General features: G+C 60.5%; 9 protein-coding genes. 5 read left to right on the forward strand and 4 right to left on the reverse strand.

Annotated elements, in window-relative coordinates; all coding sequences use genetic code 11:
- Nucleotides 1-10: 10 nt before the first annotated feature.
- Complete coding sequence (locus PspCFBP13508_RS03685; RefSeq protein ID WP_137213688.1) at nt 11-3,190, forward strand: efflux RND transporter permease subunit; 3,180 nt, start codon at nt 11-13, stop codon at nt 3,188-3,190.
- Nucleotides 3,187-4,608 carry a TolC family protein gene (locus PspCFBP13508_RS03690; protein WP_137213689.1) on the forward strand — a complete coding sequence of 474 codons (1,422 nt, stop codon included), beginning with the start codon at nt 3,187-3,189 and terminating at the stop codon, nt 4,606-4,608. Before PspCFBP13508_RS03685 ends, PspCFBP13508_RS03690 begins: the two co-directional genes overlap by 4 nt.
- Nucleotides 4,609-4,832: 224 nt before the next feature.
- Here the strand turns inward: PspCFBP13508_RS03690 and PspCFBP13508_RS03695 are convergent, their stop codons facing one another.
- Genes PspCFBP13508_RS03695 through PspCFBP13508_RS03705 form a run of 3 tightly spaced genes read right to left on the reverse strand, consistent with a single transcriptional unit; the run spans nt 4,833 to nt 8,107 of the window.
- A complete protein-coding gene (locus PspCFBP13508_RS03695; protein ID WP_071172553.1) occupies nt 4,833-5,777 on the reverse strand; it encodes an HlyD family secretion protein in 945 nt (314 codons plus the stop codon).
- Between the two features lie 4 nt (nt 5,778-5,781).
- On the reverse strand, nt 5,782-5,982 hold the full coding sequence (locus PspCFBP13508_RS03700) for a DUF1656 domain-containing protein (RefSeq protein ID WP_016774855.1): 201 nt from the start codon (nt 5,980-5,982) through the stop codon (nt 5,782-5,784).
- Entirely contained in the window at nt 5,972-8,107 is a 2,136-nt protein-coding gene (locus PspCFBP13508_RS03705) for an FUSC family protein (protein WP_137213690.1), read from the reverse strand. The genes PspCFBP13508_RS03700 and PspCFBP13508_RS03705 overlap by 11 nt, the downstream gene beginning before the upstream one ends.
- A 170-nt stretch (nt 8,108-8,277) precedes the next feature.
- On the opposite strand from PspCFBP13508_RS03705, the gene PspCFBP13508_RS03710 reads away from it, so the two are divergent.
- From PspCFBP13508_RS03710 to PspCFBP13508_RS03720, 3 genes are all read left to right on the forward strand, one after another.
- A complete protein-coding gene (locus tag PspCFBP13508_RS03710; protein WP_130909875.1) occupies nt 8,278-9,333 on the forward strand; it encodes a tetratricopeptide repeat protein in 1,056 nt (351 codons plus the stop codon).
- 133 nt (nt 9,334-9,466) lie between these two features.
- The gene (locus tag PspCFBP13508_RS03715) at nt 9,467-10,969 is read left to right on the forward strand and encodes an ATPase domain-containing protein (protein ID WP_024013082.1); all 1,503 of its coding nucleotides are present in this window, start codon (nt 9,467-9,469) and stop codon (nt 10,967-10,969) included.
- Nucleotides 10,966-12,636 (forward strand): ATP-binding protein, encoded by a 1,671-nt coding sequence (locus tag PspCFBP13508_RS03720; RefSeq protein ID WP_130909876.1) that lies wholly within the window; start codon nt 10,966-10,968, stop codon nt 12,634-12,636. Before PspCFBP13508_RS03715 ends, PspCFBP13508_RS03720 begins: the two co-directional genes overlap by 4 nt.
- Nucleotides 12,637-12,680: 44 nt before the next feature.
- On the opposite strand, the gene PspCFBP13508_RS03725 is transcribed toward PspCFBP13508_RS03720, so the two are convergent.
- The gene (locus PspCFBP13508_RS03725) at nt 12,681-13,058 is read right to left on the reverse strand and encodes a response regulator (protein WP_016774860.1); all 378 of its coding nucleotides are present in this window, start codon (nt 13,056-13,058) and stop codon (nt 12,681-12,683) included.

The raw sequence follows: 13,058 nt of genomic DNA on the forward strand, positions 1-13,058 counted from the left end.
GACAACTCCGATGAATTTTTCCCAATTCTTCATTTCCCGGCCGATCTTCGCAGCGGTGCTGTCGCTGTTGATCCTGATCGCCGGTGCGATCTCGCTGTTCCAGTTGCCGATCAGCGAATACCCGGAAGTCGTGCCGCCGACCGTGGTCGTGCGTGCCAACTTCCCGGGCGCCAACCCCAAAGTCATCGGTGAAACCGTGGCCGCTCCTCTGGAGCAGGCGATCACCGGCGTCGAGAACATGCTGTACATGTCCTCGCAATCGACCGCCGACGGCAAGATCACCCTGACCATCACCTTCGCCCTGGGCACTGACCTGGACAACGCGCAGGTGCAGGTACAGAACCGGGTGACCCGGACCGAGCCCAAGCTTCCCGAGGAAGTGACGCGTATCGGTATCACCGTCGACAAGGCTTCGCCCGACCTGACCATGGTTGTGCACTTGACCTCGCCGGACAAACGCTACGACATGCTCTACCTGTCCAACTACGCGATCCTCAACATCAAGGATGAGCTTGCTCGCCTCGGTGGTGTCGGTGACGTGCAGTTGTTCGGTATGGGCGACTACTCGCTGCGCGTCTGGCTTGATCCGAACAAGACCGCTTCGCGCAATCTGACCGCGACCGATGTGGTCACGGCGATTCGCGAGCAGAACCGTCAGGTCGCCGCCGGTCAACTGGGCGCGCCCCCTGCCCCGACCGCGCAAAGCTTCCAGCTGTCGGTCAACACTCAAGGCCGTCTGGTCTCCGAGGAAGAGTTCGAGAACATCGTCATCCGCGCAGGCGACGACGGTGAGATCACTCGCCTGAAGGACATCGCGCGCATTGAACTGGGTTCCAGCCAATACGCCTTGCGTTCGCTGCTGAACAATCAGCCGGCGGTGGCGATCCCGATCTTCCAGCGTCCCGGCTCCAACGCCATCGACATTTCCAACGAAGTGCGCGGCAAGATGGAAGAGCTGAAGAAAGGCTTCCCGCAGGGCATGGACTACAGCATCGTGTATGACCCGACGATCTTCGTCCGTGGCTCGATCGAGGCGGTGGTTCATACCTTGTTCGAAGCGCTGATCCTCGTGGTGCTGGTGGTGATCCTGTTCCTGCAGACCTGGCGCGCCTCGATCATTCCGTTGGTGGCGGTGCCGGTATCGTTGATCGGTACGTTTGCGGTCATGCACCTGTTCGGCTTCTCGCTCAACGCCCTGTCGCTGTTCGGCCTGGTACTGGCCATCGGTATCGTGGTGGACGACGCCATCGTCGTGGTGGAGAACGTCGAACGGAACATCGAACTTGGACTGACGCCGGTCGAAGCGACCAAGCGCGCCATGCGTGAAGTGACCGGTCCTATCGTGGCCACGGCACTGGTGCTGTGTGCGGTGTTCATCCCGGCGGCGTTCATTTCCGGCCTCACCGGGCAGTTCTACAAACAGTTCGCGTTGACCATCGCGATCTCGACAGTGATCTCGGCATTCAACTCGCTGACCCTGTCGCCAGCGCTGGCTGCTGTGTTGCTGAAAAGTCACGACGCGCCGAAAGACCGCTTCTCGAAAGTGCTCGACAAGATCTTCGGTGGCTCGCTGTTCCGTCCGTTCAACCGCTTCTTCGATCGCGCCAGCCATGGCTACGTCGGCACCGTGCGCCGGGTCATCCGTAGCAGCGGCATCGCCCTGCTCGTGTATGCAGGCCTGATGGTGCTGACCTTCTTCGGTTTCTCCAGCACGCCGACCGGTTTCGTACCCGGCCAGGACAAGCAATACCTGGTGGCCTTCGCGCAATTGCCGGACGCCGCGAGCCTGGATCGCACCGAAGACGTGATCAAGCGCATGTCCGACCTCGCGCTGAAACAGCCAGGCGTGGAAAGCGCCGTAGCGTTCCCAGGGCTGTCGATCAACGGCTTCACCAACAGCCCGAACGCCGGCATCGTCTTCGTGACGCTGAAACCGTTCGACGAGCGTAAAGACCCGAGCATGTCCGCCGGTGCGATTGCCGGTGCCTTGAACGGCCAGTACGCGAACATTCAGGAAGCGTACATGGCGATCTTCCCGCCACCGCCGGTACAAGGCCTGGGCACCATTGGTGGTTTCCGCCTGCAGATCGAAGACCGGGGCAACCTCGGCTACGACGAGCTGTACAAAGAAACCATGAACATCATCAACAAGAGCCACAACGTGCCGGAACTGGCCGGCCTGTTCACCAGCTACACAGTGAACGTGCCGCAGGTCGATGCCGCCATCGACCGGGAAAAAGCCAAGACCCATGGCGTGGCCGTCAGCGACATCTTCGACACCCTGCAGATCTACCTGGGTTCGCTGTATGCCAACGACTTCAACCGCTTCGGGCGCACCTATCAGGTCAACGTTCAGGCCGAACAGCAGTTCCGTCTTGAGTCCGACCAGATCGGTCAGCTGAAAGTGCGCAACAACAAAGGCGAGATGATCCCGCTGGCAACCTTCATCAAGGTCAGCGACACCTCCGGGCCGGATCGCGTGATGCACTACAACGGCTTCATCACCGCTGAAATCAACGGTGCCGCAGCCCCGGGCTACAGCTCTGGCCAGGCAGAAAAAGCCATCGAGAAACTGCTCAAGGAAGAACTTCCGAACGGCATGACCTACGAGTGGACCGACCTGACCTACCAGCAGATTCTGTCCGGCAACACCGCGCTGTTCGTGTTCCCGCTCTGCGTACTGCTGGCGTTCCTGGTGCTCGCCGCACAATACGAAAGCTGGAGCCTGCCACTGGCGGTGATCCTGATCGTACCGATGACCCTGCTGTCGGCCATCACCGGTGTGATCATCTCCGGCGGTGACAACAACATCTTCACTCAGATCGGCTTGATCGTACTGGTGGGACTTGCCTGTAAAAACGCAATTCTGATCGTCGAGTTCGCCAAGGACAAACAGGAAGAAGGCCTCGATCCGCTCGCTGCGGTGCTGGAAGCCTGCCGGCTGCGTCTGCGTCCGATCCTGATGACCTCGTTCGCGTTCATCATGGGTGTGGTGCCACTGGTGTTCTCCAGCGGTGCCGGTGCCGAAATGCGTCACGCCATGGGTGTGGCAGTGTTCTCCGGGATGCTCGGGGTGACCTTCTTCGGTCTGCTGCTGACGCCAGTGTTCTACGTACTGATCCGTAACTTTGTCGAACGCGGCGAGCAGCGCAAAGCAGCCAAAGCCCTGCAATTGGAGGCGCAACAATGAGTCTGAAAGTCTTCCTGCCGAGTCTGCTGGTGCTGGCCCTCAGCGCCTGCGCCGTCGGCCCCGACTACAAGACCCCAGCCACGGAGGCGGCCAATATTACGACCGCCACCGACGGCGCCGCCGGGCAAAAAAACTTCGACCGTTCGAAATTCGAAGGCATCTGGTGGCAGCAATTCGACGATCCGACCCTCAACCAGTTGGTGACGCAATCGCTGCAAGGCAACCGTGAACTGCGTGTGGCGTTCGCCCGCTGGAAAGCCGCCCGGGCAATCCGCGACGACGCCAGCAACGACGCGATGCCAACCATCACCAGCCGCGCCAGCAGTGACCTGGGCAAAGGCCAGATTCCTGGCCAGACCACCGACCGGGTCAATAGCGAACGCTATGACCTCGGTCTGGACATGGCCTGGGAGCTTGACCTGTTCGGCCGCATCCAGCGCAACCTGGAAGCCAGTGATGCCGACCAGCAAGCCGCCGAAGCCGATCTGTACCAGCTGCAAGTCACCATGATTGCCGAACTGGTCGATGCCTACGGTCAACTGCGCGGCGCACAGTTGCGGGAAAAGATCGCCGTGGCCAACCTGAACAACCAGGAGGAGTCGCGCAAGATCACCATCAGCCTTCGTGACGCCGGTGTCGGTGATCAGCTCGATGTCGAGCGCGCCGATGCGCGTCTGGCCAACGTTGAAGCCACTGTGCCGCAGTTGCAGGCGGAACAGGTTCGGCAGAAAAACCGTATCGCCACCCTGCTCGGTGAGCGCCCGGACAAGCTGACCGTCGACCTGAGCCCGAAAGACCTGCCGGCCATCGCCAAGGCGCTGCCAATCGGTGATCCGGGTGAACTGCTGCAACGTCGTCCGGACATCCTCAGCGCCGAGCGGCAACTGGCTTCGGCCACTGCGCGCATCGGCGTGGCCAAGGCCGATTTGTTCCCCCGGGTCAGTCTCAGCGGTTTCCTCGGCTGGACGGCCGGACGTGGCTCGCAAATCGGTTCCTCGGCGGCCAACGCCTGGGCACTCGGCCCGAGCATCACTTGGGCCGCGTTTGACCTCGGCAGCGTCCGCGCTCGTTTGCGTGGCGCAGATGCTGACGCCGAGGGCGCGCTGGCCAACTACGAGCAACAGGTACTGCTGGCTCTCGAAGAATCGGAAAACGCCTTCAGCGATTACGGCAAGCGTCAGCAACGCCTGATCTCGCTGATCCGTCAGAGCGAATCGAGTCGCAAGGCTGCCGATCTGGCGGAAATCCGCTATCGCGAAGGCACCACCGACTTCCTTGTCCTGCTCGACGCCCAGCGTGAGCGCCTGAACGCCGAAGACACTCAGGCCCAGGCCGAAGTTGAGCTGTATCGCGGCATCGTCGCGATCTACAAGGCCCTCGGCGGTGGCTGGCAACCGGAGACAGTTGCCAGCAAGTAAAGATTGTTAAAGAGCTCCTTTGGTTGGCCGCAACCAACCAAATTTTTTGCCCCGCGTATCATTCGGTCGCGGGGTTTTTTTATGCCACTGAATCACCAATCCCGTGTAGGAGCTGCCGAGTGCAACGAGGCTGCGATCCTTGATGGGAATGTAGCCGGGGACGCTCTGCGTCCCAAGATCAAAAGATCGCAGCCTCGTTGCACTCGACAGCTCCTACAGGGGAATCAGGGTTCCAGGACGGTGACGGTGGCGGTGGTACCGGCGCGCAGGCGATGCTTGCCGGCAAAGTCGCCATCGATGCCGATACGCACCGGCACCCGTTGCGCCAGTTTCACCCAGGTGTAACTCGGGTTGATGTTCGCCAGCAGACGACTGCCCGGCGCGTTTTCGCGGTCGGCGATGGCGAAGGCGATGCTTTCTACCGTGCCGCCGAAACGCTCACCGCTCATCAATTGAATGCGTACCCGATCACCCTCCTCGATTCGCGGCAGCTTGGTTTCCTCGAAGTAACCACTGACATAGAACGAATCGCTGTCGACCAGCGCCAGCAGTGCCCCGCCCGCCTGTGCGTAATCACCCTGGCGGGTCAGCAGGTTGGTCACGTAACCGCTCACTGGCGATTCAACGCGGGTGCGCTGCAAGTCCAGTTCGGCTTGGGTCAGCGCGGCAATTGCCAGTTGCACATTGGCTTCGGCCAGCCCGAGGTTTGCCTGATTGCGCAGCAGATCCGCCTGGGCAACCGCTACGTCGGTACTGGCCTTCTCCCATTCTTCACCGGAAATCGCGAAGCCCTGTTTCAGCGTGCGGCGCCGGCGCTCCTCGCTTTGACGTTGTTTGAGCAACGCCTCACTGGCGACGATTGCCGCTTGCGATTGCCCCAGCGACGCCTTGGACACTTCCACCGAGCGCCGGGCATGCTCGACCGCCAGTTGATAGCGCGCCGGATCGATCTCCAGCAACAATTGGCCCTTGTCGACATGCTGGTTGTCCTGCACTGCCAGTTTGACGATTCGCCCCGAAACATCCGCCGACAGCGTCACCACATCCGCCCTCACCCGAGCATCCCGTGTCCACGGCGCGCGGGTGTAATACTCCCAAGCAAACCAGCCAAGGACGATCGCCAGGATCACCACTGCCACGGTCATCATTCGTGCAACTAGTGCTTTCAAGACATCAGGCTCCCATCAACAGAATCAGCGTGGCGCAGACACAGGCATACAGCGCGCCTTCGAACAGTGCTTCATGCCACACCAGGCGCAGCACGCCGAGGCGCCGCAGACACCAGTCCAGCAACATGAAAATCGGGATCGCCAGTAACAGCGCCTGGGCAATCGGCGGCAGATAGACCCCGCCAATCTCGAAATCAATGGGCAAGTTGCGGTTCTCCTTCCAGGCCTTGAGGTTGCAAATATTCGCCGTGCCGCTCGAGGAACGACACCACAATCAGCAGCGCCACGCGCATACGGAACACCGACCACAGATGTTCATGACTGGTGGCGTGCAGCTCGTCCAGCTCATCGCCGAGTTGGTGCAACGTGGCCAGCAGCGCCGCAAGCTGGACATCGTCGCGACCGGCAACCAAACGACCAGTCTTGCGCAACGCCGACGCCAGGCGTTGGCCGAACGCATCGGTGAGTAACCCATTGTTCTGCGCCTGCTGCCGCAGCTGATGCATGGCCACGCCCAAGGCCACGCATGCCAGGCTGATTTCATACAAGCGCTGCATGGCACGATCGTTCGCCGCTGGCAGCAGGCCGAGCATGCTGGTCAGGCGATCGGTCATCCGACTCTCGAAAGCGAATTGTTGTTCATCGGTCGCCGGCATTTTGCTCAGTTGGTACACCTGCTCCCGCGCTTCGCCGTACAGGCGGCGGATGCGCAAGGCCGGGCGGAACGGGAAGATCAGCGCATAAACGATCAGGGCCAGCATCGCTGCACTGACGTAGGCGCCGGCGAATTCGAACCATTGGATCGCCGTGTTCTGCCCAGTGCCGGTATTTTGCGGTCCGAGCATGAGGAAACTGGACAGGCCAAGGCCCATGCCGATACCGGCGGTGGCCGGACTGGAAATGCCCACAGCAATGGCATACAGCAGCGGCGCCAGCAGCAATGCCAGCAGCTCGAAATCACTGATCGCCGGCACCAGCATGAATTGGTACAACGCCGATACCACCAGTGCCAGGCCCAGTCCGCGCGCATAGCTTTGCGCAGCCATCAGCGGGCGCGGAAAAGTCGCCATCAGCGAGCAGAGAATCCCCACCAGAATCATCCCGCCACGCGCGCCATCCCACGCGGTTTCGATCCAGATCAGGCCGGACACCAACAGCGCGGTGAAGGCGCGAATGGCGTTCATTGAGGCCAGGGTGAAATCCAGATGCAAAGGACTGCTCTGGCCGCGATAGAGACAGCTGGCCGGGCGCCCTTCCTGAATCGCGTCGCTCAGTTCGAGGATCTGCTCAAGTTGCTGCAACAGGCGCGCCTGCTCCCAACGCAGCGCCCAGGCCAGTGAACGCAGGGTCGCGCTCATGTTCTCGGTCTGCTGCTCGGCCTTGTACGCCAACGCTTCGAACTGTTGCTGCAAGGTGACGAAACGCTGCCGATCGGCGCCAGACAGCGCGCGCCCCTGTTGCGCGAGCTGCTCCAGCAATGCCAATTCCTCGGCCCGCAACTGCTGAACCTCAAGCGGCAGATCGCCCTCCCAGCGTTCGATGAGCAATTCACGCTGATGACGCAGCGCGGTCAGTCGCGAGGTCAGCAGCATCAGTTGATTGCCGAGCAGCAATACCAGGTTGTCCGCGCTGCGCAACCGTGGCGCATCGAAATACAAATGACGGCGCAAACCTTCCAGCGCGCTGATTTCACCTAGCAGCTGCATTTGCCTACGCTGGAAATCGGCTTCGCTTTCTTCCGTGCGAAGCACCTCGGCGGCGTGGCTGGCGGCCAGTTTGATGACCTGATCGATTTTGGCGAAATAGCCCTTGGCGACAGCTTCAGGCCGTGCCGTGAGCAAACTGACCACGCAGACACAGGCCACCGCCAACAAGGTTTCGGTGACACGGGTAACCGCTAGCAGAAACGTGCCGTCCTGATCCGGAATCGCCAGCAAGGCCACGACCACTGCGGTGTAACCACTGAGCACGAACGCTTGGGAACTGGTGTAGCGCAGCAAGGTGCCGCCCGCCGTGCACAGCGCTAGCCACAACGCCAATGTGGTAATGAACGGCAGCGGCGCCTGAGGGAAAATCGCCATGATCAACACCGCCACCGCCGCCCCCACGGTGGTGCCGATCACCTGGCCGAAACTGCGCGCCAGTGCCATCCCCGCCAATGGCTGGCTGACAATCACCACGGCCATGATCGACCACTTCGGCTGTTCGAGATCGAAAATGAACGCCAGATACAGGGTCAACAGGCCAGCGGCGATAGTCCGCAGGGCAAACAGCAGAACAGCCTGACCGGGATGGATCAGAGCCTTGAAATAAGCAAACAGCGCTGGCATGGGCACACTCTTCAAAACGACTTCTGCAAGCGTAGACATTGCAGCAAAAGCCTGACGGATTTCACAGTCGACACGTGTTGTAGGACGATTCGCTGGCAACGGTTTGACTCACGCGCCAAGCTGAACGAAGCTTGCCGCTCTGCTCAAGTTCGAAGCTTTCGGAAACCCGCATGACTCAGTCCCGCCGCAACCTGCTGATCGGCCTAGGCCTCGTCCTGATCCTCGGCGTCGTCTGGCTGTCCTGGCGCAGCAATGCACCGACTATTCCCGATGCTATCAAACATGGCTACAGCGAAGCGCTGAACGCCGCGCGCACCGGTGAGCCCGGAGCGGCGCGCCAGTTGTACCAGCAATTGGGGCGCCCGGACATCTCGGTCAAGCGCCGCGTCTGGCTGCATGGCGAGCTGCCCAACTATCCCAGCCCGCAGGCACTGAAACTGGCTGACATCGACTTGCATCACGAAGCGCCGCAAGTGCGCGTCGCAGCGATCAAAAGCATCGTCGGCCTGGTGCCCGGCGGGCAACGCAGCCTGTTGCTCGGGCCGCTGCTCGACGATGAAGAACAAACTGTCCGTTTCGCTGCGATCAATGCCCTGCTCGGCCTAACCCCGGACGAGTTGGGCCTGTATTTCGCGCCGCTACAGCAAGCCATCGACGGGTGGCAGCAGACGCTCGAAAGCCAGCCGGAAAGCGCCGCCAACTATGCGCAACTGGCACGTCTCTATATTCATAACGCCGAATACAAACAGGCACAGCAAGCGCTGGACAACACGTTGCGCCTGGAGCCCGGCAACCTGTCGGCGCTGGTCATGCAGATCGATGTGCTCGACCGCCAGGGCCAGAGCGATGCGGCCCGCCAGTTACTTGCACAACAACTCAAGGCGCAGCCTGACTCGGCCTATCTGCAACATGCCCTGGGTCTGTGGCTGTTGCATCACGGCCAGCGCGAATATGCCCTGCTCGGCCTGTCCAAGGCGGTCGAGCTGGAGCCGGACAACAAGGATTATCGCTACGACCTCGCCACCACTCTGCACAGTGCGGAAGAACTGGAAGCGGCGCAGAAACAACTGCAGGAAATCGTTCAGCGCCATCCCGCCGACCGCAAGGCGCGAGTGCTGTTGATCAACTATTGGAAGGAAAGCGGCCAATTGCAGAATGTGCAGATCCTGCTGGCGCAACTGGAGCAACTGAATCCGGACGACCCGGCCCTGCAACAAGGTCTTTAATCAAGGCAAAGCGGGTGCAATCAACCACCTGTCGAAAGAAAAAGCGGAACCGTGAACATGCCCTGAGGTCAAGTTATTCAGGCGGCTCACTTAAGCCAGCCGCCGAATTACCCTAGTCATAAGAGGGCGTTTTTTGACTACATCAAACGAGTTGATCAGTGCAAAGGCCGCCGTCGGCATCGTAGGTCTGGACGACATCCTTGCCGGTGGCCTGTCTCGCGGCCATGTGTTTTTGCTCGAAGGGGAACCCGGGACCGGCAAAACCACCGTGGCTTTGCATTTCCTCCGCGCCGGTGCGCTGGCCGGGGAACGTTGCTTGTACATCACTCTCTCGGAAACCGAGAAAGAACTGCGTCAAGGTGCGCTCTCCCACGGCTGGGAGCTGAACGAAAACATCAAGATCTTCGAGCTGACACCGCCGGAAAGCCTGCTCAATGCCGAACATCAGCAAAGCCTGCTGTATTCCTCGGACCTTGAACTGGGCGAGGCGACCAGGCAGATTTTCGAAGTTGTCGAACGCTTCAAACCGACCCGCGTAGTGCTCGACAGCCTTTCGGAGATCCGTCTGCTGGCGCAGAGCTCGTTGCGCTATCGTCGGCAGATTCTGGCGATCAAGCACTACTTTGTGCGCTACGACGCCACCGTCCTGCTGCTTGACGACCTGACCACAGAATCCCTCGACAAGACCGTGCACAGTGTCGCCCACGGCGTGATTCGCCTTGAAGAGCTGACGCCAAGCTATGGCGCCGAGCGTCGTCGGGTACGAGTGGTCAAATATCGCGGGCAGAAATACCGTGGCGGTTTCCACGATTTCACCATCATGGGCGACGGCGTCCATGTTTTCCCACGCTTGGTAGCGGCGGAACATCGCGGCGACTACCCACGTCTGCAGCTGTCCAGCGGCATCCCGCAAATGGACGCCCTGCTCGGCGGCGGCATCGAGACCGGCTCAAGCACGCTGATTCTCGGCCCGGCCGGTACCGGCAAATCGATGATTTCGATGATCTTCGCCGCCGCAGCGGTGGCCCGAGGCGAAAAAGCCGCGCTGTTCATTTTCGATGAAGAGCTGGGCCTGCTGTTCGAACGCATGCGTCATCTCGGCATAGACCTCAAAGCCTTGCAGGCCACCGGTAACCTGCTGATCGAACAAGTAGACGCCGCCGAATTGTCTCCCGGTGAGTTGTCCCATCGCGTGCGTCGTTGCGTCGATGAGCTGGGTATCAAAACCGTGGTGATCGACAGCATTAACGGCTATCAAGCGGCGATGCCGGAAGAAAACGCGCTGGTGCTGCACATGCACGAGCTGCTGCTGTACCTTAACCGCAAAGGCGCGGCGACTTTCATGACGGTCGCCCAGCACGGTCTGGTGGGCGATATGCAGGCGCCGGTCGACATCACTTACCTGGCCGACACGGTGATTCTGTTGCGCTACTTCGAAGCCCTCGGCAAAGTCCGCCGGGCGATCTCGATTATCAAAAAACGTACCGGCAACCACGAGTCGACCATCCGTGAATACCGGATCTCCTCGCGTGGCATGACCATCGGCCAACCGCTGGAATCCTTCCAGGGCGTGCTGCGTGGCGTGCCGACCTACATGGGAGCGAGCAATCCATTGCTCGAGGATGAAAGCTTGTGACGGTCAACACGCCGTTGGCCGAGCGGGTGCTGGTTCTGGCGCCCATGGGCCGTGACAGCCAGATCGCGTTGATGATTCTCAACGAAGCCGGTTACGGCGGCATGGTGGCGCCGAATCTCGGTGCTCTGTGCACCGAGCTGGAGGTCGGCGCCGGGTTGCTGCTGATTGCTGCTGAAGCGTTGCGCGGACCGGAACTTGAAGGGCTTATCGCCTACCTTGACCAGCAGCCCGCGTGGTCGGACATGCCCATCGTGCTGCTGACTCATCATGGCGGCGATGAACAAGGGCCGCCGTCGCGTCTCAGCACCCTGCTCGGCAACGTGACTTTTCTCGAGCGCCCCTTCCATCCCGCGACGCTGGTCAGTCTGGTCTCCGCCGCCCTGCGCGGGCGGCGACGACAATATGAAGCGCGCGATCGGCTGATCGACCTGAGTGAAAGCGAACGACGCCTGCAATCGACGCTGGAAACCCTCGAACAACAGGTTGAAGAGCGCACCGCACAGCTTCGCCACAACGAAGAAGCGCTGCGCCAATCGCAGAAAATGGAAGCGGTCGGCCAACTTACTGGCGGCATTGCTCACGACTTCAACAATATGCTCACCGGCATCATCGGTAGCCTGGAACTGCTGCGCCGGCGTCTGGCCCGGGGCCGCACCGAAGACCTCGACAGTCTGATCGATCTAGGCGTGACCTCCGCCAACCGCGCCGCCGGGCTGACTCACCGCTTGTTGGCGTTCTCCCGCCGACAATCCCTCGACCCGAAAGCCGTGCAGATGAACACGCTGGTGCTGTCGATGGGCGAGCTGCTGCAACGCAGCCTTAATGAAAGCATTCATCTGGAAATGCGCCTGGACGACAACCTCTGGGTTGCCGAGGCCGATCCCAATCAACTGGAAAGCGCCCTGCTCAACCTGGTAATCAATGCCCGTGATGCGATGCCCGAGGGTGGCAAACTGGTGGTGGAAACCAGCAATCAGGTGCTGCATCGCGATTTCACCGCCGCTTACAGCAATCTGGAGCCGGGCGATTACGTGATGCTCAGCGTCACCGACAACGGCAGCGGCATGCCGCAAAGCGTGGTCAGCCGTGCGTTCGATCCGTTTTTTACTACCAAGCCAATCGGCCAGGGCACCGGCCTCGGACTGTCGATGATCTATGGCTTCAGCAAGCAATCACGCGGGCATGTGTCGATTGACAGTGAAGTCGATCAAGGCACCACGGTAAAACTCTACCTGCCGCGTTTCCGTGGTGAAGAAGTGGAAATTCCCGTCTCGGATTCGCAGCAGGCTCCGTATGCGATGGATGGCGAAACCGTACTCATCGTCGAAGACGATCCGGCTGTGCGCGTGTTGGTCAGCGCCGTGCTCAGTGAGTTGGGTTACGCGTTTGTGGAGGCCGGTGATGCCGATGGCGCCATGCCGATTCTAAATTCGACGCAACGTATTGATTTGCTGATCAGTGACGTTGGTCTGCCGGGGATGAACGGTCGGCAACTGGCGGAGGTCGGTCGGCAATACCGACCAGGTCTGAAAGTGTTGTTCATCACCGGTTATGCCGAACACGCGGCGGTGCGCGGCGGCTTCCTCGACTCGGGGATGCAGATGATCACCAAGCCTTTCACCTTTGATCTGCTCACCGCCAAGGTGCGCGAGATGATCAATAGCTAAAACAACGGGCGCCGTGATTGGGGTTACGGCGCCCGTCGTTTTAATCAGGCCAGCAATTCCTGAATCTTTTCCTGCAGCACATCCAAGTCGAACGGTTTCTCGAGGATCGGTGCCTTGCTGGTGATCGGGCTGCCGGTTTCACGGATTTCCTGCGGGTAGCCGCTGATGAAAATCACTTTCAGGTCCGGTCGCAGTTTCACTGCCGGCTCGGCGATCTGCACGCCGGAGATTCCGCCCGGCAGGCGGAAATCGGTAATCAGCATGTCCAGGTGAGGTTTGCTGGCGAGGATCTCGAAAGCCTGCTCGCCGTTTTCCGCTTGCAACACGCGATAGCCCTGCCCTGACAGGTAATCTGTCAGGACCATCAAGATAACCGGTTCGTCTTCGACGACGAGTACTACATCTTGCGCATCTACGCTCAT

The sequence above is a fragment of the Pseudomonas sp. CFBP13508 genome (assembly GCF_005233515.1).
Taxonomy (GTDB): Bacteria; Pseudomonadota; Gammaproteobacteria; order Pseudomonadales; family Pseudomonadaceae; genus Aquipseudomonas; species Aquipseudomonas mercuritolerans.